The 26219-nt window shown below is 63.7% G+C and carries 20 protein-coding genes; 4 read left to right on the forward strand and 16 right to left on the reverse strand.

Annotated features, from left to right (window positions below; all coding sequences use genetic code 11):
* Positions 1 to 59: 59 nt before the first annotated feature.
* Together BBG20_RS24695 and BBG20_RS24700 are read left to right on the forward strand one after the other, a co-directional pair.
* A complete protein-coding gene (locus tag BBG20_RS24695; RefSeq protein WP_065908368.1) occupies positions 60 to 722 on the forward strand; it encodes an FMN-binding negative transcriptional regulator in 663 nt (220 codons plus the stop codon).
* Positions 707 to 1462, forward strand: a complete 756-nt coding sequence (locus tag BBG20_RS24700) for a sulfite exporter TauE/SafE family protein (RefSeq protein ID WP_065908099.1) — start codon at positions 707 to 709, stop codon at positions 1460 to 1462. Before BBG20_RS24695 ends, BBG20_RS24700 begins: the two co-directional genes overlap by 16 nt.
* A 22-nt stretch (positions 1463 to 1484) precedes the next feature.
* Here the strand turns inward: BBG20_RS24700 and BBG20_RS33400 are convergent, their stop codons facing one another.
* The 3 genes from BBG20_RS33400 to BBG20_RS24715 all read right to left on the reverse strand — a co-directional run bounded on the left by BBG20_RS33400 (position 1485) and on the right by BBG20_RS24715 (position 6017).
* Positions 1485 to 2978, reverse strand: coding sequence for a methyl-accepting chemotaxis protein (locus tag BBG20_RS33400; protein WP_065908101.1), 1494 nt, complete (start codon positions 2976 to 2978; stop codon positions 1485 to 1487).
* A gap of 203 nt (positions 2979 to 3181) precedes the next feature.
* On the reverse strand, positions 3182 to 5341 hold the full coding sequence (locus BBG20_RS24710) for a TonB-dependent siderophore receptor (RefSeq protein WP_065908103.1): 2160 nt from the start codon (positions 5339 to 5341) through the stop codon (positions 3182 to 3184).
* Between the two features lie 184 nt (positions 5342 to 5525).
* On the reverse strand, positions 5526 to 6017 hold the full coding sequence (locus BBG20_RS24715; RefSeq protein WP_065908104.1) for an Lrp/AsnC family transcriptional regulator: 492 nt from the start codon (positions 6015 to 6017) through the stop codon (positions 5526 to 5528).
* A gap of 121 nt (positions 6018 to 6138) precedes the next feature.
* Here BBG20_RS24715 and BBG20_RS24720 point away from each other — a divergent pair, with 121 nt between their 5' ends.
* Together BBG20_RS24720 and BBG20_RS24725 are read left to right on the forward strand one after the other, a co-directional pair.
* Positions 6139 to 7173, forward strand: a complete 1035-nt coding sequence (locus BBG20_RS24720; RefSeq protein ID WP_065908106.1) for a histone deacetylase family protein — start codon at positions 6139 to 6141, stop codon at positions 7171 to 7173.
* 66 nt (positions 7174 to 7239) lie between these two features.
* Entirely contained in the window at positions 7240 to 8655 is a 1416-nt protein-coding gene (locus BBG20_RS24725; protein WP_065908107.1) for an amino acid permease, read from the forward strand.
* Here BBG20_RS24725 and BBG20_RS33570 read toward each other — a convergent pair.
* The 13 genes from BBG20_RS33570 to treZ all read right to left on the reverse strand — a co-directional run bounded on the left by BBG20_RS33570 (position 8573) and on the right by treZ (position 26219).
* Positions 8573 to 8914, reverse strand: a complete 342-nt coding sequence (locus BBG20_RS33570; protein WP_226945041.1) for an NAD(P)-dependent oxidoreductase — start codon at positions 8912 to 8914, stop codon at positions 8573 to 8575. The genes BBG20_RS24725 and BBG20_RS33570 overlap by 83 nt on opposite strands.
* A 254-nt stretch (positions 8915 to 9168) precedes the next feature.
* Entirely contained in the window at positions 9169 to 10206 is a 1038-nt protein-coding gene (locus BBG20_RS24735) for an alpha/beta fold hydrolase (RefSeq protein ID WP_065908110.1), read from the reverse strand.
* A 132-nt stretch (positions 10207 to 10338) separates the two neighbouring features.
* A complete protein-coding gene (locus tag BBG20_RS24740; RefSeq protein ID WP_065908111.1) occupies positions 10339 to 12876 on the reverse strand; it encodes an autotransporter family protein in 2538 nt (845 codons plus the stop codon).
* A gap of 238 nt (positions 12877 to 13114) precedes the next feature.
* The gene (locus BBG20_RS24745; protein ID WP_065908112.1) at positions 13115 to 13885 is read right to left on the reverse strand and encodes a PIG-L deacetylase family protein; all 771 of its coding nucleotides are present in this window, start codon (positions 13883 to 13885) and stop codon (positions 13115 to 13117) included.
* A 179-nt stretch (positions 13886 to 14064) separates the two neighbouring features.
* Entirely contained in the window at positions 14065 to 14724 is a 660-nt protein-coding gene (locus BBG20_RS24750) for a glycosyltransferase (RefSeq protein WP_065908113.1), read from the reverse strand.
* Positions 14721 to 15320: an SAM-dependent methyltransferase gene (locus BBG20_RS24755; protein WP_065908114.1), complete on the reverse strand. Its 600-nt coding sequence runs from the start codon at positions 15318 to 15320 to the stop codon at positions 14721 to 14723. Before BBG20_RS24755 ends, BBG20_RS24750 begins: the two co-directional genes overlap by 4 nt.
* Positions 15317 to 16075 (reverse strand): PIG-L deacetylase family protein, encoded by a 759-nt coding sequence (locus tag BBG20_RS24760; protein ID WP_065908115.1) that lies wholly within the window; start codon positions 16073 to 16075, stop codon positions 15317 to 15319. Before BBG20_RS24760 ends, BBG20_RS24755 begins: the two co-directional genes overlap by 4 nt.
* The gene (locus BBG20_RS24765) at positions 16072 to 17070 is read right to left on the reverse strand and encodes an acyl-CoA dehydrogenase family protein (protein ID WP_065908117.1); all 999 of its coding nucleotides are present in this window, start codon (positions 17068 to 17070) and stop codon (positions 16072 to 16074) included. The genes BBG20_RS24760 and BBG20_RS24765 overlap by 4 nt, the downstream gene beginning before the upstream one ends.
* Position 17071: 1 nt before the next feature.
* Entirely contained in the window at positions 17072 to 19231 is a 2160-nt protein-coding gene (gene glgX / locus BBG20_RS24770; RefSeq protein WP_065908119.1) for a glycogen debranching protein GlgX, read from the reverse strand.
* 120 nt (positions 19232 to 19351) lie between these two features.
* Positions 19352 to 19621 (reverse strand): DUF2934 domain-containing protein, encoded by a 270-nt coding sequence (locus BBG20_RS24775; protein WP_065908120.1) that lies wholly within the window; start codon positions 19619 to 19621, stop codon positions 19352 to 19354.
* Between the two features lie 24 nt (positions 19622 to 19645).
* The gene (locus tag BBG20_RS24780; RefSeq protein ID WP_065908122.1) at positions 19646 to 22396 is read right to left on the reverse strand and encodes a malto-oligosyltrehalose synthase; all 2751 of its coding nucleotides are present in this window, start codon (positions 22394 to 22396) and stop codon (positions 19646 to 19648) included.
* Positions 22393 to 24477 (reverse strand): 4-alpha-glucanotransferase, encoded by a 2085-nt coding sequence (gene malQ / locus BBG20_RS24785; RefSeq protein ID WP_065908124.1) that lies wholly within the window; start codon positions 24475 to 24477, stop codon positions 22393 to 22395. Before malQ ends, BBG20_RS24780 begins: the two co-directional genes overlap by 4 nt.
* On the reverse strand, positions 24474 to 26219 hold the full coding sequence (gene treZ, locus BBG20_RS24790) for a malto-oligosyltrehalose trehalohydrolase (protein WP_065908126.1): 1746 nt from the start codon (positions 26217 to 26219) through the stop codon (positions 24474 to 24476). The genes malQ and treZ overlap by 4 nt, the downstream gene beginning before the upstream one ends.

Consider the following 26219-nt stretch of genomic DNA (forward strand, 5'->3'; position numbering starts at 1 on the left):
TACGCTGCAGGTCATGCTCGACATTATGGGTTCTCTTCTAAAAAAGATGAACGCCCGCCATGTACATTCCCGATCACTTCGCAGAACAACGCCCTGAACAGTTGCACAGGATTATCCGTGACAATCCGCTGGGCATCCTCGTGATGCCGGGCGCAAATGGTATCGACGCCGACCACGTACCTTTTGACTTCGACCCGCATGACGGCACCCACGGATTACTCACCGGGCATGTGGCCCGCGCCAATCCCCTATGGCAACGCGGCACGGAGGGTGTGCCGGTGCTGGTGATTTTTCGCGGTGCGAATGCATATGTGTCGCCCAACGGCTATGCATCCAAGCACTCGACTCATCGCCAGGTGCCGACGTGGAATTACGAAGTGGTACATGTGCAGGGTGTGCTGCGAGTGATGCGAGATGAAAAACGCCTGCGCCGTACCTTGGCGCTGCTGACGCGCCAACACGAAGCTTCGCAACCCAAACCCTGGCGAATGGGCGACGCGCCAGCGGACTATCTGGAGCAAATGTTGGCAAGGATTGTCGGCATCGAGATCCAGCCGCTGCGCTTCGAATGCAAGCGCAAGCTCAATCAAAACAAGGACCATGCCGATCGTCTGTCGGCGATCGCCCACCTGCGCGAGCGCGGTGAGGTGGCCCTGTCCAGGACCATGCTGGAAAACCTCGCACCGCTGGATCAGGAGGCCGCGCCATGGAACTTGAGCTGACCACCGCGACGATCCTGGTGACGTTCGCCGGAGTCTTTTTGATCTGCTTTATGAAAGGCGCGTTCGGCGGTGGGTTCGCGATTGTCGGGATTCCGCTGTTGTCACTGGTAATGGACCCGATCACCGCCGGCGGTCTGCTCGCGCCGCTGTTTATCGCCATGGACCTGTTCGGATTGCGCTATTGGAAACCGTCCACCTGGTCAAAGCCGGACCTCAATGTCCTGGTGCCGGGGCTGGTGGTTGGCATCGGCATTGGCTATGGGCTTTTCCGTGTGCTGGACCACCGGGCGATAGCGATAGTGATGGCGGCAGTCACCTTGATCTTTGTGGGCCTGTGGTTCAAGGCCGGGGGCAACGTCGGTGTGAAGCCACGTTCGTCGCCCAAGGCTGTGGCGGCGGGGATCACGTCGGGGATTACCACCATGGTCGCGCATTCCGGTGGGCCGCCCCTTGCGATGTACCTGTTGCCGCTGGGTCTGAGCAAGCAGGTGTACGCCGGTACCACCAGCCTGTTCTTTACGGTGGGCAATCTGCTCAAGGCAATCCCCTGGCTGATCCTCGCACGGCCAACCGGTAATGTCTTGAGCCTGGCGCTGATCTGCCTGCTCGCCGTGCCGAGCGGCGTGTGGCTGGGCTGGCGGCTGCATGCGAAGCTGGATCAGCGCCAGTTATACCGTGCCTGTCATGGCTTGCTGGTTATCACTGCATTGAAGCTATTGTGGGATGGCATCCTGGGTTGATGGCTGTCACTCGCCTTGACACTTATTGATGAAACCGGCGCCCCAGCGCGTCCAGCCGCACCGCAATCGGTGGCAACTGCTCGCTGCTGCGCGCCAGGGTTTCCACGTCATTGGCGGTGCTCTGCGCAATGCTCTGCACGGCCTGCAATCGCCCGACTATCTCCAGGTTCGCCGAGGTCTGCTCGCGGGTGGTGCTGACGATGTGGCCGTTGAGCTGGTCGATCTGCGCGATGTCCAGGCCGACCGCCTGCAGCATTTGCACGGCGACCTGGCTGTCTTGTACGCAGCGTTCCACGCCCTGGCGACTGTCGTGCATGGCCTCGACGGCTTCGCGGCTGCCTTGCTGCAGGCTTTCGATGATGGTTTTGATCTCCTGGGTGGAGACGGCGGTGCGTTGCGCCAGGCTGCGGACTTCGTCGGCGACCACGGCAAAACCACGGCCTTGCTCGCCCGCGCGGGCTGCCTCGATGGCGGCGTTGAGGGCCAGGAGGTTGGTCTGGTTGGCGATGCTGTTGATCACCTCCAGCACCGTGCCGATCTGCTCGGCTTGCACCGCCAGGCCTTCCACGGTCTGGTTGGCACCGCTGAGGCGCGAGGCCAGTTGGGTGATTTCCTGCTGGGCGCGGCCGACGCTTTCCTGGCCGCGAATGATCTGTTGGCTGGCCTTGCCGGCGTGTTCCACCGCGTGTTCGACGTGCACCGCGATGTGGCCCATGGCGTCTTCCATGCGTTGCATCGAGCCGGTCATCTGGCTGATTTCGGCCAGTTGGTGCCGCGCGCCTGTTTCCAGGGTGCCGCTGGTACTGGCGAGGGCCTGGCCGAGTTGGCCGAGGCCGTGGGAGTCGCGGGCGACGCCGTCGATCAGATGGGTGATCTGCTGCAGGAAGTGGTCGAAACGCTGGGTGAGGGACACGTGCACCTTGCCTTCACCCTGGGCGGTTGCCACGGTGAATTGGGAGGTGACGGCGAGCATTTTCTCGAGCATTTCCTGGCTTTCAACAGCTTCGGCCTGGCTGTGCACGGCCAGGTAGAGCAGGGCGATGGTTTCCATCACCACATAGAAGGCGTGGACGAACACCATGCCCCAGCCGCCGTGATGCTCCATCACGAACACCGGGAAACCCTGATGCTGCAGCGCATGGAAGACCACGTGGTGCACGGCGATGGTCAGCGCCGCGATCAGGATCGGCAGCCAATCGCGGTAAAACGTCAGCACCGCTAACAGCGCGAAGATGCCGAAGTGGGATTCGATCACGCCCTGCGCCTGGTTGATGTGCAGCGCGGCCATCACCATCAGTCCGGCCCCGAGCGCGCAACGCATGGCGCGGCGGCCGCCAACGGCGCGATACAGCGCAGTGAGCACCACGCTGGTGCCGCCGCCCACGATCACCGCCTGCAGCAGGGTGTCGTGCCAGAACGCCAGGCCCAGCGAGAACAGGAACATCAGCCAGATCAACGCCAGCATGATGCGGTCGGCCTTGCGGTAGTGCTCCAGGAAACGCGTGCGGACGGGCATTCACTCTTACTCCATGTGGACTGGCCAGGAACAAAGCATGCGGCGTGCCACGTGGGCCCGCAGGTAGAGCAAAGCAGGTATCAGGATTTTTGCAGGATCAGGGATGCCAAGAGTTTATCGGCATCCCTGTAGGGGACTTTAAGCGCGGCGAGCAGCGTGACCCACAAGGCCTATTGGGGCACGCCGTGGGCGTCCAGCCTGGATCAGAAGCTGTACTTGGCCGTCATCATCATGTTGCGCGGGGTGCCGTAGGCGTCGCCGCCGTAGCTCACCGAGTTGGCGATGGACGAATAGTAGCGGCGGTCGAAGATGTTGTTGGCGTTGAGCTGCAGGTCCAGGTGCTCGTTGACCTTATAGCCGGCCATCAGGTCGGTGACCGCGTAGGCGCCCTGTTTGAGGCGGTAGTTGCCACCGTCATTGAGCGGCACGTCGTTGTACATGCGGCTCTGCCAGGAAATGTTGCCGCCGACCCGGAGTTTTTCCAGCGGGCCCTGGAAGTTGTAGCGGGTGGTCAGTTTGAACAGCTGCTCCGGGGTGTCGGTGTCGAACTGCTTGTTCACTTTCTGCGGGTTGGCGTCGTCCTTGATGGTGTGGGTTCGCGCGTAGGTGTAGCCCCCGCCGACCTGCCAGTTCTCGGTCAGGGCGCCTTGCAACTCGACGTCGATACCCTGGCTGCGAATCTCACCCGAGGCTTCGTAGCACGTGGCCTGTGGGCAGGTTTGCGGGAAGATCTGGACGGCGCGGTTTTCCTGGTCGACGTTGAACAGCGCGAGGCTCGCATTCAGCGCACCGCCGAGGTATTCGCCCTTGATGCCGACTTCATAGTTCTTGCCGACGATTGGCTTGACCGGCGTGCCCGCGGTGTCTTTTTCGCTCTGCGGCGTGAAGATGTCGCTGTAGCTGACATAGACCGAGTGATGGTCGTCCAGCTCGTAGATCAAGCCGGCGTAGCGGGTCAGGTTGCGGGTGACATGGTAGTCGCCGTCGCCATCACGGTTGTTGTAGTCATACCAGTCCAGGCGCGCGCCGAGGATCAGCTTCAGCGGGTCGGCCAGGCTCAGGCGGGTGGTCACGTAGACGCCATCCTGGGTGGTGACTTCGTGGTCGTTGTTGGTGTGCACAAAGTCCGGCTTGCCGGCTGTGAGCGGCCAGTTGGTGTCGTACGGGCTGTAGTTGTGGGTGGTCAGGTCGTAGACCCGCTTGCTGGCCCCCACCACCAGTTCGTGGGTGCGCCCGAAGGCCTGGAAAGGCCCGCTGGCAAAGGCGTCGACGCCGGCCTGGTCCTCATCGAAGGCGGCCTGGTATACCGTCCGGGCCGGTGTGTTGTTGACCCAGCGCGACTGGTAGGAACCGGAGAACAATGCGTTCTGCTGGGCGTAGTTGGCGTTGACCTGCAGGTTCCAGTCATTGGCCAGGCGCTGGCGCAGTTCGGCGAAGACCGTGTTGATTTCCTGGTCCTTGTTTTCCCAGTCGGTGCCGGGGTTGTAGGAGCGCGGCAGGTTCAGGTGGTGGCCGTCCTGGCCGATCATCGAGGAACCCCAGAAGTAGTTGGTCTTGTCCTTCTGGTTGGAGAAACCCAGGGTCAGGGTGGTGTCTTCGCTGAGGTCGGCTTCGGTGACGGCATAGAACAGGCCGTGATCTTCCTCGACCTTGTCGATGAAGCTGTTGGCGTCGCGGTAGGAGGTGACGACCCGGCCACGCAGGGTGCCGCTGTCATTCAGTGGGCTGGAGGCGTCGAGTTCGCCACGGTAGTCGTCCCAACTGCCGGCGGCACCGGTGAGGGTGACTTTCTGCTCATCCAGCGGGCGCTTGCGGATCAGGTTGATGGCGGCCGAAGGGTTGCCTGCGCCGGTCACCAGGCCGGTGGCACCGCGCACGACCTCGACGCGATCGAACATCGCCAGGTTCGGCTGGGCACCCACGTTAACGCCGTTGTAGCCACTCGGGATGCCGTCGTACATCAGGTTGTCGATGTCGAAACCGCGTGAGGTGTAGGACTGCCGGCCAGGGCCGCTGGAGTAGTTCAGGAACAACCCCGGCGTGGCGTTGACCACGTCGTTGATGCTGGTCATGGCCTGGTCGTCCATGCGCTGGCGGGTGATGACGGTGACGGCCTGTGGCGTTTCACGCATCGTCAATGGCAGCTTGGTCGCGGTTTTCATCGCGCCGGTGGTGTAGGACTGCGTGCCTTCAGTGGTTTCGCCGAGCTGGCTGTCACCGGAGATTTGCGTGGCACCCAGCTCGAGCGTGGCCGCTGGCGCTTCGGTGTCGGCCGCAAAGACCGCTTGGGAGCTGGCCAGGCAGACCGCCAGGGCCATCAGGTTGAATGAAAAACCGTTACCGCCGTGTTGTTGCACAGACATGAAGCTGACTCTCCCCGAGCGCCCTCCATGGCGAATAATAAAGATGATGATAATTATTCGCATCAGTGTGCCAGAAGGTTCTGTCGCAAAAAAGCCATTGGGGAGAATTAGTTAACGAATTTTTCACATCTGCAGCGGATGGCATTTGGCTATGCGCTGTAGCAATCACCCCTGTACCGGGGTGTCAATCGCGTCGCGCGATCGCCACTCGGCTGGTTGCCTTGACCTCCCTCAGCGCCAGGCTCGATTGGATCGACGCAATCCCCAATTGCCGGCGCAAAACGCTTTCGACGAACTCGCTGTAGCTGTCGAGATCCGCGGCGAGCACCTGCAACAGGTAATCGGCATCGCCGGTGATCTTGTGGCACGACAGCACTTCGGGCAGGTCTCTGACCACCGCCTCGAAGGCGTCCGGCGCATGGTCGGTATGGATCGCGAAGCGCACATGCACAAACGCCAGGATGTCGAGCCCGAGCATCTTGCGGTCGAGGTTGGCCTGGTAGTCCTTGATCACGCCTTCCTCTTCCAGGCGTTTGCGGCGCCGCCAGCAGGGCGTGAGGCTCAGCGACAGGCGCTCACTCAGTTGCGCGTTGGAAATACTCGCGTCCTCCTGCAAGAGGGCGAGGATGGCGAGGTCAGTGTCGTCGAGAGCGACCTGTTTGGTTTTATTTTTCATGATGGGCAGCCGAAGAGGTAAAAATTCCCGATAAACCTAACAGTGGCGCGAGTAAAAGCAAAGAAAGCCCGGCTCTGCCAGAACAAAATAGAGCCTGTCTTTTACTGGCGGATACCGACAAATGCTGACTGTTTTTAGTGATGACCACCGTTTGCACCATGGCACCGAACTCAAGGACGGCGTGCTCAAGCCCTCATTCGAACAACCCAGCCGCGCCGACACCGTGCGTGACCGCGTCCGGCATGTCGGGCTGGGCGATATCATCGTGCCGCGCCATTTTGATCGGGCCTGCTACGTCAACGCGCACAGCGAACGCTATGTGGCGTTCCTTGAACATGCCTGGGCCGAATGGACCGCCATCGGCCGCAGCCACGACGCACTGCCATTGGTATGGCCGGTGCGTGACCTGGCCAATCAACAGGTGCCGGAATTCATTGATGGCAAGCTCGGCTTCTTTGCCATGGACGCCGGCTCGCCAATTACCCGTACCACCTGGAACGCGGTGAAAACCAGCGCTGATATCGCACTCACCGGCCTGGCCCTGATCGATGAAGGCCATCACAGCGCCTTCGCCTTGTGCCGTCCGCCGGGGCACCACGCCGCCCGCGAGTACATGGGTGGTTATTGCTACCTCAACAACGCCGCGATTGCCGCGCAACAGGCCATCACCCAGGGCGCCCAGCGCGTGGCGGTGCTGGATGTGGACTTCCACCACGGCAACGGCACGCAGAACATTTTCTACTCGCGGCCGGACGTGCTGTTCGTCTCGCTGCACGGTGACCCGGCCGTCTCCTACCCGTACTTTTCCGGCGCCAGCAGTGAGCGCGGGGCCGGCGCGGGGGAGGGCTTCAACCTGAACTACCCGTTGCCGAAAAACACCACGTGGGCCGACTACCGGGTCGCGTTGCTCGACGCCTGCCGCCAACTGCGCGCCTTCGCTCCCGAGGTTCTGGTGATCTCCCTCGGCGTCGACACGTTCAAGGACGACCCGATCAGCCACTTCCTGCTCGACAGCCAGGACTTCGTCGGCATGGGCGAGATCATCGCCAGCGTAGGCGTGCCGACGCTGTTCGTGATGGAGGGTGGCTACATGGTCGATGAGATCGGCATCAACGCCGTCAACGTGCTGCACGGGTTCGAAAGCGCGACCGCCTGATTCCAACAACCCTCGCTGCTCGACTTTTTTCTGCCAAAACTCAAAAACATAACAAGAGGTTTTGTGATGAAAACAACCACGCCCGGGCTGGACGAAAAGCCTGCGTTGCAACGCACCCTGAACAACCGCCATATCCAGCTGATGGCGATGGGCGGTGCGATCGGCACCGGCCTCTTCATGGGCTCCGGCAAGATCATCGCGCTGTCCGGCACCTCGATCATCCTGATCTACATGATCATCGGGCTGTTCGTGTATTTCGTGATGCGCGCCATGGGCGAGCTGCTGTTGTCGAACCTCAACTTCAAGAGCTTCGCCGACTTTGCCGGCGCGTACCTGGGCCCGCGTGCGGCGTTCTTCCTGGGCTGGTCGTACTGGCTGAGCTGGAGCGTGGCGGTGGTCGGGGATGCGGTGGTGGTCGGCGGATTTTTCCAGTACTGGTTCCCGGACGTGCCCGCCTGGATGCCGGCCGTGGGCATGCTGCTGACGCTGTTCGCGCTGAACGTGCTGACGGTCAAGCTGTTTGGCGAAGTGGAGTTCTGGTTCGCGATCATCAAGATCATCGCCGTGGTCACGCTGATCAGTGTCAGCGTGGTGATGATTGCCAGTGCGTTTGTCTCGCCTACGGGTGTGACAGCCTCCCTGGGCCACTTGCTGGATCGACAGGCAGCGTTTCCGAATGGGCTGCTCGGCTTTTTCGCCGGTTTCCAGATGGCGATCTTTTCCTTTGCCGGCACCGAGTTGATCGGCACCGCAGCCGCCGAAACCCGGGCGCCGGAGAAGACCCTGCCGAAGGCGATCAACTCGATTCCGTTGCGCATCATCCTGTTCTACGTGCTGGCTTTGGCGTGCATCATTGCAGTGACGTCCTGGCAGCAGGTATCGCCGAGCAAAAGCCCGTTTGTGGAACTGTTCCTGGTGGCTGGTTTTCCCGCGGCCGCAGGCATCGTGAATTTCGTGGTGCTGACTTCGGCGGCGTCGTCGGCCAACAGCGGGGTGTTTTCCGCCAGCCGCATGCTCTTCGGCCTGGCCGACCTGGGCGATGCACCGGGCATCTTTCGGCGACTGTCGACGCACAGCGTGCCGTTTATCAGCCTGGCCTTCAGCACCGTGTTGATGCTGCTCGGCCTGGTGCTGCTGTTTGTGGTGCCGGAGGTGATGACGGCCTTCACGATTGTGTCGACGGTGTCGGCGATCCTGGTGATTTTTACCTGGTCGACTATCCTCGCGTCCTATATCGCTTACCGCAAAAAACGCCCGGACCTGCATGCCAAATCCACTTACAAGATGCCCGGAGGTGTACCGATGGCATGGTTTTCCCTGGGGTTCCTGGGGTTCGTGCTTTGCCTGTTGGCGCTGCGCCCGGACACGCGCCTGGCGCTGTGCGTGATGCCCGCGTGGTTTATCTGGCTGGGGATTGCCTATCAACTGTCGCGTTTTCGTCAGCGCAACAAGGCACAGGTGAATGGGGCTGCGGCGCTATGAGCTTGCCGCGTGCGGTGTTGATCAAGTAAGCGCGGCGCTGGAAGTGCTTGAGCGACTCGGCGTTGGTCATGTGCTCGGTTTCCGGGTGCAGCGGACCGTTCAGGGGCACCATATCGCAGGTCTTGGCCAGGCTTTCCAAGGTTTCGTGATCGGTCAGCTTGAGCTCTTTTTCCACGGCGTCCGGCAGGCGGTGACGGTGCCCACATGCATGCCTTCCACGTCGTAGGAACGACCACGCACTCGGCGATGTTCCAGCCACCCTTGAGCACCCACTGGGGTGATGGCAGGTAGTTGAGCACCAGCGCCAGTACGCTCATCACCAGATGCTCGGCGACGCTGTTGCTCAAGGTAGTTGCGCAGGCCCACTTCGCCGCAAGCACTGCCAGGCAACGTGCCGGGCCGAAAGTCTATGGCCTTGGGCGTCGGCACGGTCTGGCCGTCGGGCGCGCGTTACAGGTGCGGTAGGTCATCACCCTTCGCGATGTCGTAAAGGCGATAGCGAAAGGTTGCGCCTCACAGGTGGTCCGCATCGATCACCGCCCTGGCAAATGCCTCCGGGGCTTCCTGCGGCAGATTGTGGCCGATCCCACCCTTGACCAGGCGGAACTCATACTTGCCGGTAAAGCGCTTGGCGTAGTCTTCGGGCGCCGGGTGCGGGGCGCCGTTGGCGTCGCCTTCGAGGGTGACGGTCGGCACGCCAATGGCGGGGGCCTGGGCGAGTTGCTGCTCCAGCCCGGCGTATTGGGTTTCGCCCTGCACCAGGCCCAGGCGCCAGCGGTAGTTGAACACGGTGATGGCGACGTGATCGGGGTTGTCCAGGCCTTTGGCGCTGCGTGCGAACGTGGCGTCGTCAAACGCCCATTTTGGCGAGGCCAGTTGCCAGATCAGCTTGGCGAAATCGTGAGTGTTTTTCTGGTAGCCGGCGGCGCCGCGCTCGGTGGCGAAGTAGAACTGGTACCACCACTGCAGCTCGGCCTTGGGCGGCAGTGGGGTCTGGCCGGCGGCTTGATTGCCGATCAGATAGCCGCTCACCGAGACCAGCGCCTTGACCCGCTCTGGCCACAAGGCCGAGACGATATCCGCCGAGCGCGCGCCCCAGTCATAGCCACCGAGCACGGCTTGCTGGATGTGCAGGGCGTCCATGAAGTCGATCACATCACGGGCCAAGGCCGCCGGTTCGCCGTTGCGCAGGGTCGTGTCCGAGAGGAAGCGTGTGCCGCCATAACCTCGCGCATAAGGGATCAACACCCGATAGCCCTTGGCGGCGAGCAGCGGGGCAACCTGTGCGTAGCTGTCGATATCGTAGGGCCAGCCGTGCAGCAGGATCACCGCCGGGCCAGTGGCCGGGCCGACTTCGGCGTAGGCCACCTCCAGTTGCCCGGCCTTGATGTGCTTGAGCGCACCCAAGCCTGCCTGAGGGCTCGCAACCGGCGCGCGCGCGGGCGGCTCGGGCATTTCGGCCTGCGCCAGGCCACTGGCACCGAAGGACAACAGGGCCAGGGCCAGGAACAGCGGGTGACGTGTGGGGCGACGGTTCAACTGAGCGTGCATGGCGAGCCTCCTACGGCTTGATGTGTGCCTGATGCTCAGTTGAACGTTGCGCTGTATCTGGGTTGTTTCAGGAAACCCGTCGAATCAAACGCTGTGTATCGCCGCCGGTCCCGTACACAGTGCGATACATACCTAGAAGGCCACCTTCACGCCCAACGTGCCTTGGCGCCCGTTGAACAGGTTGCTGTCGAGGTTGCGGTCATAGCCGACTTCGCCATACAGGTTCACGCCATTGGCCACCTCCAGCGTGGCGCCGGCACTCAGGTCGAGGGTGGTGGACTTCTGCTCGGTGTCGATATCCGTGACGTCATTGAAGGTGACGGTGTCAGTCCCGGCGCGTGAGTGCCAGACATTTGCGCGCACATAGGGCTGCAGTGGCAGGCCGCTGACCGTGTACTGGCCGCGCAGCCGCACGCCCAGGCGCGTGGTAATGCGGGTGTCGGCATCGTACGAAACATCCGCGATGCCGTCGTTTTGCTTGTCCAGCCAGGTCTTGCCGACGATCACCTGGGCCTGGGGCTCGACCACCCAGTTGTTGACCAGCGCGAACGGCCAACCGACTTCGGCGGATGCGCTTACGTTGTGGCCCTGGGTGTCCATTTTCACCCCGCGATCCGACGCGTTGTTGCCGTCGAAGCGGGTGCCCATCAGGACCAGATCGAGGTAAGCCTGGTTGGCGCCGATCAGCGTCCAATAGACCCCCAGGCTGTCACCGCGCAAGGTGGTCTTGCCGGCGTCGCGGTCTTCCCAGCCGCCATTGAAGCCTTTGACGTTGCCCCTGAGGGTGCTGTGGCCGACAAAAAAACCGGCGCGCTGGGTCTGGCCGCTGTCGCCGCTGCTGGCGTAGACGTCGCTGCCGACCTGGAAGGCCGTGACCGAACTGTCCAGCGTTGGGCTGACGGTCCCGGCGGAATGCTGGCGACTGCTGCTGCCGTACACCCGTCCCCAACCCGCCGGGAACGTACCGACCGGTTGTGGCTGGTCCTGGTCCCCCATGCGCTGGTGATAGGTGCCCAGCATGCCCCGCACGATTTGGTCGGCCGCCGGAAACAGCGCAGCGTAGATCGGCACTTCCTGGCGGTAGATCGGGATCGGGGTCAGCCCGGGGTTGGATGGCAGGGGCGGCTCACCGGGGCCCGGCACGGGCACGAGCACGGGATCGGCCGGCGCCACGGGGACGGTAGAGCGCAAGTAGTAGTTTTCTGCCGTGCCGGCCGATACGCCGCCCTTGAACAGGCGATAGTCGAACGCCCCGGCGGACACCGGCCCTGCGAGGCTGAACGCGGTGCCGCTGCCGCTGGCGCCGTTGATGGCCTGGACAACCTGGATGCCGTCCTGCAGCGTAGCGCCGCCGGCCCCGCCCAGGTTGCTGACGCTGATCGCGGTAGTGCCGCCGAGGCTGCCCTGGCTGACCACCAGTTTATCGCTGGGGGAACCGTCAGCGCCGAGCACGCTTTGCAGCGCGAGCCCGCCGCCGTTGCCGTTGTAGTTGCCATTTACGGTCAGCGTGTCGCTGGCGATGGCGCTGCCGCTGGTCATGTCGATCAGGCCACGGTTGTTCACGGTCACCAGCTGGCCAGCGGTGAACGCACTGATAACCCCGGTATTGACCAGCAGCGTGCTGCTGCCGTTGACCGACATCGTGCCGGTGCCGGTGTCGGCATCGCCCAGCACGAAAGTGCCGCCCAGCGTGAAGCGGGCATTGTTGTCCAGTATCACCTGTTCCCAGTTGGCATAGCGCCCGGGCGTGCTGGCCTGGGTATTGTCGAACGTCAGCGTGTCGGTGCCCGTGCCACCATCGATCAACGCGGTGGATGACAGTTGGGTTTCAGTCAGGTTTTGCAGGAGGGCAGTGTCGTTATCGTTGCCCATCAGGATGGGCCCGCGGATTTGCCCGCCGCCGATCCAACTGAACAGGTCATTGCCGGCACTGGCCAGGATCTGCCCGTTGATGGTGCCGCCGGTCACCGTGATGATATCCGCGCCGCCACTGGTGCTGATGTTGCCGCCGATCAGGCTGGTGCCCGAGACCAGGATGGTGTCTTGGCCAAAGGCGGTCACCAGGTTGCCGATGATCGTGCCGCCGCGCATATCGAAAATGTTGTTATCGAGCTTCATGTCCACCCGGCCGATGGTGCCGCCGCTCATCAGTGCCTGGTCGCCGTCCTCGAACGCGCCGGTGATCGTGCCACCGCTCATGAAGAACTGATCGCGCCCGTCGCCCTGGGCCAATGAGGCAATGGTGCCGCCGCTCATGGAGAAACTGTCGATGCCGTCACCCTGGATGATCGCGCCGGCCAGGCCGCCGGTGACCTGCGCCACATCATTGCCCGAGCCTTGGGTCACCGAGCCGGTGATGCTGCCCAGGTTGAGGCGGAAGATATTGCTGCCGTCGCCTTGGTTCAAGTTGCCGTCGATCCCGGCGCTCGGGCCTTCCACATCCACCAGGTCATTGCCGGCGCCATAGGTCACCGCCCCGGTGATGCGGCCGGTGGCAGTGAGATTCAGGGTGTTGTTGCCGCCAGTGTCGGTAAAGCCCGGCGCGGTGCCGCTGTCACAGGCAGAGGTGTCGTCGCCGGCGGTGTTATTGATGACGCAGGCCCCGTAAGAGCTCAGTGGCGTCGCTGCCAGGGCGACCAAATACAGCCAGGCAAAGGTCCGTGTGCGCATGATCCGTCCTCGATTGAGGGGATAATTGCCCCGGCACCTGCAACGGCAGGCGCGGGCCAGACCATGACAACGAAATGCACGATACAGATCAGGAAATACCGGTCACCTGTTCGAAAACACCGGCCAATGCAACAGGTTGGCATGGCTTTCTCGACTGCGCTTCAAGCGGCACAGTCCTGTCGCAGCATAGCCGTGTATGGACAGGGCGCCACTGTTAGAAATAACAGGTATAGACGAGTCAGAAGGATGGCGGCAGCACGATCTCGTAGGGTTCGCGCATTCGCTCCAACAACACCTGGGCGAGGATCGGCGCCAGACCGATCTGTGGGTCGCCGGCCAATTGGCTGGCATACGCGTGGGCGGCGTGGAGTTTGCGCGCCACGCTCCACGTATCCAGGCGTACCTTGCGCGCGCGCTGCCAGGGGATCACCGCTCCTTCGCGGGCGGGCCAGTGCCAGGCCCAGATCGGCACTTCATACAGGTGCGCGCCTACCAGGCTGCAAGCCTTGGCGCTGGCACGGCCGACGGCGTCATGGTCGTCATTGCCGTCGTTGCGCCAGGTCGAAAACACCACGTCACCGGGGTGCAGGTAGCGGGCGATGAACTGGCTCAATTGCGGTTCGCGGGCGGCGAGGGCGTTATCGCAAAAGCCACCGCGAATCCACTTGAGGCTGTGCAGCGGCATGCCCAGGCGGCGCAGTGCTTCGGCGCTTTCCTGGGGCCTGACCACGCTCAGGCGGCTGGCCGGCCACACATGCGAGCCGGGGTGGCTGGCGCTGCCATCGGTGATGGAGATCAGTTGCAGCGGGTGTTCCAGGGTGCTGAGCAGTTGCAGCAAGCCGCCACAGGCCAGCACTTCATCGCCGGGATGGGGGGCGATAATGACCACGCGTGCGCCAGGAGGCACCAGTGAATGAGGGGCGATCGGCGGGATTTGCGCCAGCTGCGGTGCGCTGTTCCAGATTTGGGCGGGGCCACGGCGGCCGTCGCCTAATGAGGCAAGCTTCATGGGTGACAGATCCTTGTCAATTGATGCTGGGTCGTGCTCCGTTGACGGGACGACGCTCTTTTTACCCACCACAGGCTCCGTCGTGGTGGTTGCATGGCAATCCAATCCTGGATTGCCAGCAAGGCGTCCTCAGCATAGCCAAGGTTTGGTCGCTTTTACATTCAGTAATGGCGTTTTTTTCAAGAGGCCAGCATCAGGCTCTTCAAATAATCGCCAAAGCCGCCCTGGGCCCGCGCTTCCAGGCGTGCACTGGTGATCACCTGCGGCGAGTGGCTCCAGGCGATCGAGGCGCCGCAGCGCTCCAGGTTGCGCACCAGTTGCACATCTTCATGACACGCCAGCGGTTCGAAACCGCCGGCCCGCACATAGGCCCCAGCGCTGATGCCCAGGTTGGCGCCGTGGATATGCCGGTGGCCGTCGCGGGCCTGGTAGGCCTGGTTGTAGCGGATCTGCGCGGCCGGGTCGAATCCTTCGCTCCAGGCGTCTACCGTGACCGTGCCGCACACGGCGTCGGCACCCAGGGCCAACTGTGCGACCAGCCAATCGGGGGCCACGCGGCTGTCGGCATCGGTGCACGAGATCCAGCGCGCACCCTGGTTGAGCAGATGCCGCGCGCCCACCCCGCGTACGTGGCCGACATTGCGTGCCTGCACTTCCAGACGCTGCACCTGGAAGGCTTCGGCAATCGCGGCGCTACTATCGGTGCAACTGTCGAGCACCACCAGCACCTGCACCGCTTCGCCCGCCAGGCCTGGATGGCTGGCCGCGATCAGCGCCGCGTCCAGGCACTCGCCGAGCAATGCTTCTTCATTGTGTACCGGGATCAGGATACCGATCATCGCAGGCCCTCCAGCGTGGCGACCGAGGTCGCGTCGCGGCTCCACAGGTCGAGGAGAAAGTCGTGTTCGTGATGCCGGGCAACCAGCGGCATCGCCAGCCGTTCGTGCAGCAACGCATGCACCTGCTCGGCGGTCTGCGGGCAGCCGTCGATGGGCGGGCGCCAATGGCAGGCGAGGACTTGCCCGTTGGGGGCGAGGCTGGTGAGGGCGCGGTCGATCAGGGCGCCGAGGTCATCGGCGTCGAGGTAGTAGCACAGCTCGCTGAGCACGATGAGTTCGAACTGGCCCTGCGGCCATTGCTCGGGCAGGCGGCTCTGTTGCACCTGGGCATGGGCAAAACCCAGCAGGCGACCACGGGCGAGGGCCACGGCGGCCGAAGCGGTGTCGCAACACAACAGGCGATCGCAGCGCGGTGCCAGTTCGGCGCTGAGTTCACCGTTGGCGCAACCGGGCTCGAAGATCGAGGCATACCGTGGGCGCGTCAGCATCGCCAGGGTCAGCGCGCGCTTGCGGCGCTCATACCAGCGTTGGCGGAAAGCCCACGGGTCATCGTTATCAGCGAACAGTTGATCGAAATACGGCGTGGCCACGCTCATACAAACACCACTTCAAAAGGTTGCAACAGCCGCTCGACCACGTACGGCGCCAGTACCGGCGGCAAGCCGATCTGCGGATCGCCTTCCAACTGGCTGGCGAATGCATGGATGGCGTGGCGCTTGCGGGCCACGGCTTCGCAGGTCAGCGGAATCTTGTGGGCGCGGTGCCACGGCACTTGGCTGTCTTCGGGAGACGCCCAGTGCCAGGTCCAGACTGGCAGCTCATACAGCGTGGCGCCCACGGCCTGGGCCGCCTGGGCGCTCGCGCGACCGACGGCTTCATGGTCGCAATGGCCGTCTTCGCGCCAGGTGGTGAACACCACGTCGGTCGGCTTGAGGTAGCGCTGGATAAACGCAGTCAGCTCGTCCTCGCGTGCTGCCACCTGGCTGTCGCTGAAGCCGGCGCGCAGCCATTTCAGGCTGTGCAGTGGCAACCCCAGGCGGTGCAGGGCCTGCGCCGATTCCTGCGGGCGCACCACGCTCAAGCGTTCTACCGGCCAGCGCCGGGATCCAGGGTGACTGGCGCTGCCATCGGTGACGGAAATCAGCTGCATGGGCCGGCCCAGCGCAGCCAGGCCTTGCAGCAGGCCGCCACAGCCGAGCACTTCATCATCCGGGTGCGGAGCGATGATCACGGCGCGATGGCCCTCGGGCACCAGCTCTTCGACACTGATGTGCGGCAGCTCCGCCATCAGGCTCGAGGCCTGCCAATGTTGCAGCGGCGTGCCCTGGCCGACGATCGGGTTGGGTCTCATAACTGCCACCTCCCTGTGGGTTCGCCGGCAACCAATTCGCCCAGGCCGGCCAGGTCGCGCTCGGCATGGCTCTGGCGCACGTACACCGGCAGGTCCGTCATCAATTGGGCAAAGTGCGGGTCCTTGCAGTACGGCCCTGCACCCACGGCCCGGCCGACATGGCGCATGACCTGCTCGACAGCCTCTTCGATACACGCGCGGGTCTGTTGGGCCAGTTGCTGGGCGTCAGCCTTGGGGTCGCGGTCGATCTGTTCGGCGCTGGCGCGCAGTACGCAGGCGGCCCCGTTCAAAGCGCTGTCGACGGCGCCGAGGTGGGCGAGGGCATGCGGTTCCGGACGTTTGCTGCAGTGTTCGCGCAGGGCCTCGGCCAGGCGTTGCGCGGCGCCGTACCAGCACGCAGCGATGCCCACGCCGCCCTGCCAGAAACCCGGACGGGCGAGGTAATCGCCGGGACCACCCACGGCGATCCCGAGGGCCCCGTCAAACAGCACCTCGACACTGCCGGTGGCCGCCATGCCCACGGCATTCCAGCCTTCGTTGGTGACGGTGATGCCCGGTTGATCCATCTGCACCGCCACCAACTGCTGACGGCCCTGTTCATCCCAGGCCGTCAACAAGCCATGGCTGACCACTGCCGCGCCTGAGCACCAGGCTTTGCGCCCGTCCAGGCGCAAGCGATGCCCGTCCTGGCGCACCTGGACCCTGGCGGTCGGCGGTTCCGCCGCCCACATGCCCCATGTGCTGCCCAATGGCGGCAGTGGACTGTCGAGTTCGGCAATGATCGCCAATGCATCGGTATGACCTTCGAACAACTTGCACAAGCGCAGGTCGTGGCCTGCCACCTGCGCCAGGCGACTGAATCGCGCCAGGGTTTCGCCGCTGCCAGGCAGCGGCAGTTGGTCGAGGCCTTCTTCCTGAAGTGCCTTCAGCGCCTTGCCCAGGTCTTGCGTGTCCGCGTAGCCCTGGAAGCTCTGAAGGAATCCATGCAGTGCCATGTCACACCTCTTCGTCACGCTGCAGTTCGAACAGTAGCAGCGAGCGGCCGGTCACCGCGTACTCGTGATCAAAATCAAACCGCTCCTGGCCGCGTACCGCCGGCTGGTTGGTGTCGAGCATGCAGGTCCAGAACTCACCTTCAGGCACCGACGGCAGGCGGAAATTGACCATGTCGTGATGCGCGTTCACCACCAGCAACAAGGTGGCGTCGGCACCGGCACGTCGAATCCCGGTTTCCTGCGCGCGACCATCCATCAACATGCCGAGGCAGCGGCCATGGCTGTCTTCCCACTGTTCGGTGGTCATCTCGTTGCCATCCGGCGACAGCCAGGTCACATCCTTGACGCCGATGTCTTCGTTATAGTCGCCCACTAGGAAGCGGCCACGACGCAGGATCGGATAGGCCAGGCGCAGCTTGATCAGGCGTTTGACAAACTTGAGCAGCGCCTTGCCGTCATCGTCCAGCTCCCAGTTGACCCAGCCGATCTCGCTGTCCTGGCAGTAGGCGTTGTTGTTGCCGTGCTGGGTGCGGGCGAACTCATCACCGGCGACGATCATCGGCGTGCCCTGGGCCAGCAGCAACGTGGCGAAGAAGTTGCGCATCTGGCGCAGGCGCAGCGCGTTGATTTCCGGATCTTCGGTCGGGCCTTCGACGCCGTGGTTCCACGACAGGTTGTTGTTGCTGCCGTCCTGGTTGTTCTCGTCGTTGGCTTCGTTGTGCTTGTCGTTGTACGACACCAGGTCATGCAGGGTGAAACCGTCATGCGCGGTGATGAAGTTCACCGAGCTGTAGGGGCGGCGACCCCGGTGGTTGAACATCTCGCCCGAAGCGGTCATGCGCCCGGCGAAGTCCGCCAACTGGCCGTCATCGCCTTTCCAGAAGGCACGTACGGTGTCGCGGAAACGGTCGTTCCATTCGACCCAGCCCGGCGGGAAGTTGCCCACCTGATAACCGCCGGGGCCGCAGTCCCAGGGTTCGGCGATCATTTTCAACTGGCGCAGTACCGGGTCCTGGCGGCATGCCACGAGGAAGCTGTGGCGTTCGTCAAACCCGTCGCGGTAGCGGCCGAGGATGGTCGCCAGGTCGAAACGGAAACCGTCGACGTGCATCTCGGTGGCCCAGTAGCGCAGGGAGTCGGTGACCATCTGCAGCACGCACGGGTGGCTCAGGTCGAGGGTGTTGCCGGTGCCGGAGTCGTTGATATAGAAGCGCTTGTCATCGGGCATCAGCCGGTAGTAAGAGGCGTTGTCGATGCCGCGCATGGACAGGGTCGGGCCGCGCTCGTTGCCTTCGGCGGTGTGGTTGTAGACCACATCGAGGATCACTTCCAGCTTCTGCTCGTGCAGGTGCGCGACCATCTCCTTGAACTCGGCGATCTTGCCGCTGGCCAGGTAGCGCGGGTCGGGGGCGAAAAACGCGATGCTGTTGTAGCCCCAATAGTTGGTCATGCCTTTTTCCAGCAGGTGCTGGTCGTTGACAAAGGCGTGTACCGGCAGCAGTTCGACCGACGAGATGCCCAACTGGCGGATGTGCTTGAGCACGTCATCTTCCATCAGGCCGGCGCAGGTGCCCCGCACCGATTCGCCGACCGAAGGGTGGCGCATGCTGATGCCGCGCAAGTGGGTTTCGTAGATGATCGTACGGTCCCACGGCACGCGTACCGGCTGGTCATTGCCCCAGGTGTGCGCGGGGTCGATGACCTTGCACTTGGGCACGAAAGGCGCGCTGTCGCGTTCGTCGAAGCTGAGGTCGTCGTCCGGGTGGCCGATGGTGTAGCCGAACAGTGCCTCGGACCATTTGAGTTCGCCCACCAGCTGTTTGGCATAGGGGTCGATCAGCAATTTGTGGTGGTTGAAGCGATGACCGTTGGCCGGGTCATAAGCACCGTACACGCGGTAGCCGTAAATCAGCCCGGGGTGGGCGTCGGGCAAGTAACCGTGAAAGATTTCGTCGGTGTATTCGGGCAGTTCGATGCGTTCCAGCTCAACTTCGCCAGCGTCGTCGAACAGGCACAGCTCCACCTTGGTGGCGTTGGCCGAGAACAGCGCAAAGTTGACGCCCAGTCCATCCCAGGTGGCGCCGAGGGGGAAGGGCAAACCTTCACGAATCCGCGACGGCTCGTTGCCCGGCGTCGAAGGGGTTTTATGGGGTTTGCTCATGGTGTTGCTCCTGCAAGGGTCTTTTTTCGGGCCGAACGCGGCCGTGCTGACGAATATTCAGCTGACAATCGGGGTGGAAAAATCACCGCTTACCGGCAGGGCCGGCAAGCGGTGCGGGGGTCAAGGCTTGGGCTTTTTCGGCGCCGCTGGCTTCTTCGCCGCCGGGGCTGCCGGCTTGCTCGCGGCCGGTGGCGCAGGCTTGGCCTTGGCCGGCGGTTTGGGCGCGGTCTTGGGTTTGGCCGAGGCCTTGGGCTTGCTCGGCGTCAGGGCTTCGGCTTCGGCAAGTTTGCGCGCCATCTCCCAATGACGTGCGTCCTCCCCATGGGGTTTGCCTTCAGATTCCCAGATCTGATGCGCCAGCTCGCGTATGCGTTTGTCTTCAGTACTCATCACAATGCTCCTCACAGAAAATTTTCAGCTTTCTTGATCATCAGGATTGATAAAGACATTGACCGGGAAATCCCCCAGGGCAGCGCTGATCAACAGCTCCTTGTCTGGTGTGACTGCGCCTGTATGAAAAAGTCCCTTCCAGTTTTGAGTTGGCGCGGCGAACGGTAATTTCACCCGTGTATCGCCCCAAACCTGCGCATTGATCTGGGGATGCACACCGTTTTCAAGCAGGTCAAACGGCCAGCGCGGCACCACCACCAACAGGTGGCGGCCCTGGTGTTCGCGGTGGAACGCGACCACCCGCCCGGCGTGTTGGCCGAGCACTTCCAGCGGCGTATAGCTGCCTGCGCGGAACAGTCCGGGATCGGCCTTGCGCAAGGCCAGCGCCTGGGCAATCACGGCCTGCTTGATGCGCCCGTCTCGCCAGTTGAACAGCAGTTCGCCGGGGTCCCATGGGGTATCCAGCGCGCGTTGCCGTGCGTTGAAATCCACCGGGCGACGGTTGTCCGGGTCCACCAGGCTGAAGTCCCAGAACTCGTCGCCCTGGTACAAGTCCGGCACACCCGGCACGGTGATGCGAAGCAAGGATTGCGCCAGGCCATTCACCGCACCGGCGGGGGCGATCACCTGGGCCGCGTTGCCGATTGCCGTGCGCAACGGACGGCCTTCCTCGCTCAGCAACAGGCGTGACAGGAAGGCTTCGACGCCCTGTTCATAGGCTTCGTTGGGCGCGCTCCAGGCGCTCTGCAGCTTGGCCTCGCGCAGGGCTTTCTGTTGCCATTGCCACAGGCGCTGATGGTAGTCCTCGAAGTCATCGGCCTGGTCCAACGGCCAGCTGCCGAGCAGCACTTGGTAAAGAATCAACTCATCGCCGGCCGACGGCGCACTGGCGTCAGTGCGCAGCGGCGCGGCCAGCCTGCGCCACTGCTCGACCTGCTCGACATACCACGCTGCGCACTCGCTGAGCACCGCGAGGCGCGCACGGGTGTCTTCGCCGCGCTTGTGGTCGTGGGTCGCCGTGGCCAACAGGTTATCGGGGAAGGTCTGCAGGCGTTGCTGGTTGACCGCATGGAACTCGGCCAGCGGCGCGCTGAACTGCTCGGTGCTGAAACCCACGTCATTGCGCGACAGCAGCACGCCCGAGCGATAGAACGCAGTGTCTTCCACGGCCTTGGCGGCCGCCGGCGACGTCAGTTGCTGGAAGCGCACGCAGGCATGCTTGAGCATCTTGCGCTCGCGGCCCACCGGGCGATGGCGCCAAGGCTGGCCGCCGAGCCATTTTTCCAGGTGTTCGAGCACCGGCCAGTCGCCTTCGCCGAGGGTGCTGCGGGCACCGTCCATGGCCTGCTGGAAGACTTTGTCGTCAGCCGCGCTGCGGCCCAGCGCGCTGATGTAGGTGCGGTACACCGGGAAGTGCACGATCAGCTCCTGCAAGGCACGGCGGATCGCACCGAGGGTCAGGTCGCGGGTCATCACATCGTCGCGCGCCACTTGTAGCAGCGCCCGCGCCACGCTTTCGAAATCACCGCCGAGGGAGCCATTGAGGATCTGTTGACGTGCCAGCCGCGCCTCTTCGATAAACGCCGAGGGCCGTTCGCTGTGCTGCGTCCACAACGCGGCCAGCGGCGCAAAGCCCTCCGGGTGGTGTTGCAGCAGCGACAGCTGGTTCATGAATTCGTAGCCGGTGGTGCCGTCCACGCGCCAGTCTTCACGCAGGGTTTCGCCTTCGCCGAGAATCTTTTCGACAAAGATCGGCAGGTGCCGCTCCGGCGACAGCGAATCCACGCGCCGGCGCAGCTTGCGGCAGTAGCCGCGAGGATCGGCGAGGCCGTCGATGTGGTCGATGCGCAAACCGTCCACCAGGCCTTCACTGATCAGCTCGAAGATCTTGCCGTGGGTGGCTTCGAACACGGCGCTGCGCTCCACGCGCAGGCCACCGAGTTCGTTGACGTCGAAGAAGCGCCGCCAGTTGATGTCGTCCGCCGCGGTGCGCCAGCTGGCCAGGCGATAGGTCTGTTGCTCGAGCAGCTGGTGCAGGCGCTTGAAGCCTTCAGGCTGGCGCCCGTCGAACTCGGCCAGCCGGCTTTCGATGGCGGGCAAAACTTCGGTGGCGCGCTCGGCCAGCGCCTGCTTGAGCCAGGCGGCTTCGGCGTAGGCGTCATCCTGGTAGGCGAGGGCGCTGAAGCGGTCGGCCAGGGGCTTGAGCAATGGGTCGTTGCCGAGGATCAACGCGTAGTCGCGTGGGCAGATCGGAAAGCGGTGTTGGTAATGCTCGACGTAGAACGCCCCATGGGCTGCATCGAAATGCAGGGTCAGGGTGCCGGTCTGCAAGGCTTCGCCGTAGTCGCTGCCGAGGAATGGCATCAACAACTGGCCCTTGAGCAGCGGGTCGGGGGAGTGCCATTGGATGTCGAAGAACTCGCTGTAGGGACTCAGGCGCCCCCATTCCAGCAGGTCCAGCCACCAGGGGTTGTCGGCGCCGCCCACGGCCATGTGATTGGAGACGATATCGAGGATCAGCCCCATACCGTGCTCACGCAAGGCCGCGACCAGACGGCGCAGCGCCGCTTCACCGCCAAGCTCGGGGTTGACGCTGGTCGGGTCGACCACGTCGTAGCCGTGCATGGAACCGGCACGCGCGCTGAGCAGCGGCGAGGCGTACAGGTGGCTGATGCCCAGTTGGGCGAAATACGGCACCAGCGGCACCGCGTCATCGAGGGTGAAACCTTTATGGAATTGCAGGCGCTGGGTAGCGCGCAGGGGCAGTGCTTTCATCGGTCACGCTCATAGGCTTGGTTGCGCGCGACGGCCAGCAGTTCGAGGCGGCGGGCGGCGCCGGCATTGTCGAGCAGGCTGGAAGCCTCGCCCGCCAGGCGGCGGCGCCAATTGGGATGGGTATCGGTGGTGCCGGGCAGGTTGGCTTGTTCTTCAATGCCCAGCGCGTCCTCAAGCGGCAGCAGCACCAGCGGCGCACGGGTGTGGCCGAGGTAGCGCACGCTGGCGTCGATCATGTGGTCGGTTTCATTGCGAATTTCTTCGACGAAATTCTGCGGGTCCTGGCTCAAGGCCTGGCGCAGTGCCTGGCGTTCGCGCAGGCGGTGTTCGCTCCATTGCTCCACGGTGGGCGCATCGATGAGGCCGAGCTGGATGTTCCAGTCGATATCACGGCTGTGCCACCAGCCGTTGAGGGTCGGCAGGTCATGGGTGCTGGTGGTGGCCAGGGCGTTGTCCGGCCAGTCGAGGATCGGGTTGAACTGGCCATCGTGGCCTTGTTCGAACAACAGCACGCGCATGCCCAGGATCGAGCGGCCGCTGAGCTTTTCGCGCAGGCCGTCGGGCACGGTGCCGAGGTCTTCGCCGAGGACGATAGCCTTGTGGCGGTGGGACTCCAGGGCCAGCAGCCGCAACAGGTCATCCACCGGGTAATACAGGTAGGCGCCTTCGCGCGGCGAGGCGTCCATGGGAATCACCCACAGGCGCTGCAGGCCCATCACATGGTCGATGCGCAAGCCGCCGGCGTGGGCGAAGTTGGCGCGCAGCATTTCGATGAATGCACGAAAACCGTTGCGCTTGAGGCCTTCGGGTGAGAACGCGGAAATCCCCCAGCCTTGGCCCGAGCGGTTGAGAATATCCGGCGGCGCGCCCACGGTCAGGTCGGCCAGCAGTTCATCCTGGCGGCTCCAGGCCTGGCTGCCGCCGCCATCAGCGCCTACCGCCAGGTCGGCGATCAGGCCGATGCCCATGCCGCTGCCTCGGGCGGCTTGCTGGGCACGCTCCAGGCAGCGCGCGATCAGCCATTGGGCGAAGGCGTAGTAGCCGATTTCCTCGCGGTTGGCTTCAGCGAACTGTACCAGTGCCGGGCTTTGCGGATTGCGCCACTCCTGGGGCCAGTGACGCCAGTCGAGGTCCTCGCCGGCGGCGGCACGCTGCGCCTGCACAGCTTCGAAGCGGCAGTGGTTCTCCAGTGCTTCGCCACCGGCCTGGCGGAAGCTGAGGAAGTCGGCCTGTTGCGGGTGCTGGCCGTGGCGGAAATCTTCATACAGCGCGCGCAGCAGGCGTTGCTTGGCGTTGGCGGCGGCGGGCCAGTCGATCAGCGTGTGTTGCTCCAGCGTGTGCAGTTCATCTTCCAGGCCAAGGGCCTCGATGGTGCTGCGCACTTCGCGTTCGCCGAGGATGCAGGACGGAGAGGCATACAAGCTGTTGAGGAACAGGCGACTGGAAGGCGAGTACGGGCTGTAGCGGCCGGTGTCGGCGCTGAACATCGCGTGCATCGGGCTGATCGCCAGGGCGTCCGCACCACGTTCTGCGGCGGAGCGCGCCAGGTGCTCCAGGGCCAGGGTGTCGCCGAAACCACCATCCCCCAGGCGGCGTAGTGCGTACAACTGGGCACTCAGGCCCCAGGCGCGCGCGGGCTGGGTGTCCACCGCTTCGGCCACGCTGTAGCAGTGCGTGGGCGCGACGGCCAGGGTGAAGCTCTGGTCGTTGATATGCACCTGGTGATAACCCAGGGCGATCACGCCAGGCAGAATAGCGTTGCCGTCGAGGCGCAGCTCCAGGCTTTCGCCGCCTTCGAGGTTGACCCGGCACAGGGTATCGGGCTCGAAGTAACGTGCCAGGTCGAGGCCTTCGCCGGTGTCGATGGTCATCAAGGGGGGCAGGTGTTTGTCGTGTTGCACTTGCTCCAGTTCAAGCAGGCTGGCGTCGATCTCGGCATCGGTGTCGGCCGGGTGGCCCAGGCCTTTGAGAACGGCGCGCAGGGCGTCGGGTTTCACTCGTTGCGGGCGGCCGTTTGCGTCGATCCAATCGACGGCCAGGCCCGCGCGGCTGGCGAGGATTTCCAGGTTCGCTTCGCTCAAGGGTGCTCTCCAACAGGGGATAGGGTCACGCGTGCGCTGTACGGCGGCAGTTGTGCGCCGTGCTCGGCAGGCGTTTGAAACAGAACGTGGGCGGCCGCCGGGTGGTCCACGGCGGTGGTGCTCAGGTTCAGGTCGATCTGCAACAGGCTGCTGTTGCCCAGGCGCCAGCGCGCACTGACGGCGCCGTCGGCCAATACCTGCGCACCCAAGGCCACGGTGCCGGGCAGGTGCGGCACGATATGCGTGTGGCGCAGGTTCAACAGGTGCCGGTAGAGCTCGGCGTGGGGGTGATCGGCCAGCGCCGGGGAGGATTGCTTGAAAGTGGCCAGGGCGTTCGGGTCCGGGATGCGGTCACGACGCTCCGGGTCCTGGAAGGCGGCAAAGTCGGCAAATTCGCCGCGCCGGCCCTCACGCACCGCTTCGGCCAGTTCGCCGTGGTGATCGGTGAAAAACAGGAACGGCTCGCTGGCATTCACTTCATCGCCCATGAACATCAGCGGGATCATCGGTGACAGCAGCAGCAGGGCGGTCGCCGCCTTTAGCGCCTGGGGCGCGCACAACTGGTGCAGGCGCTCGCCCATCGCGCGGTTGCCGATCTGGTCGTGGTTCTGCAGGAAGGCTACAAAGGCGGTGGGCGGCAGATCGCCGCTGGGTTCGCCGCGCTCATGGCCGTGGCGGGTGGTGTGGCCCTGATAGACAAAACCCTCGCCCAGGCAACGCGCCAGTTGGGCGGTAGGTTCCTTGGCAAAGTCGCTGTAGTACGCGTCGGTTTCGCCGGTCAGCAGTACGTGCAACACGTTATGAAAGTCATCATTCCATTGCGCGTCGAAATCCTGCTTGAGCAGGCTGGCCTGGTTGAGTTCGTTCTCCAGCACCAGCCACACATGCCGGCCGGTGTCGACCTGCTGGCGCACCCGCTGCGCGAGCTCCTGCAGGAAGCCTGGGTTGTCGATGGCGTGCACGGCGTCCAGGCGCAGGCCGTCGAAGCGGTATTCCAGCAACCACATCAGCGCGTTGTCGAGGAAGAAATTGCGCACTTCACGGCGGTCGAAATCGATACCGGCGCCCCACGGCGTGTGCACGTCTTCCTGAAAGAAGCCGGCCGCGTACTGGTCCAGGTAATTGCCATCGGGACCGAAGTGGTTGTAGACGACATCCAGGATCACCGCGAGGCCATGCTCGTGGGCGCAATCGACCAAGTGCTTGAGCTGCTCGGGAGTGCCGTAGGAGGACTGGGGCGCATACGGCAGCACGCCGTCATAACCCCAGTTGCGTTCGCCGGGAAATTGCGCCAATGGCATCAACTCAATGGCGGTGACGCCCAGCTCGGCCAGGCGTGGCAGGTGTTTTTCGACCTCGGCGTAGCCCCCCATCGCACCCACGTGCAGCTCGTAGATCACCGCTTCGTGCCAGGGGCGGCCTTGCCAGTGGCTGTGACGCCATGGGTAGGCGAGCGGGTCGACGACTACGCTCCAACCATGCACGTCCGCAGCCTGGGCCCTGGACGCGGGGTCGGGTACATCCATTTCTCCATCGATGTTGAAGCGGTAGCGGGTGCCGGCGGGGCACTTCACTTCTGTCTCGAACCATCCCTCTGCCTGCGGCAGCATGGCGATGGATTTGCCGTCTTCCAATTCAACGCTGACATAAAACGCGTCTGGCGCCCACAAGGCAAAACGCGTGTGTTGCGCGTCCAGCATGATTGCGCCGTGGGGCCAGGTTTCCAAAGTCCGTAACGGCAT

This window comes from Pseudomonas aylmerensis (genome assembly GCF_001702265.1).
Classification (GTDB): domain Bacteria; phylum Pseudomonadota; class Gammaproteobacteria; order Pseudomonadales; family Pseudomonadaceae; genus Aquipseudomonas; species Aquipseudomonas aylmerensis.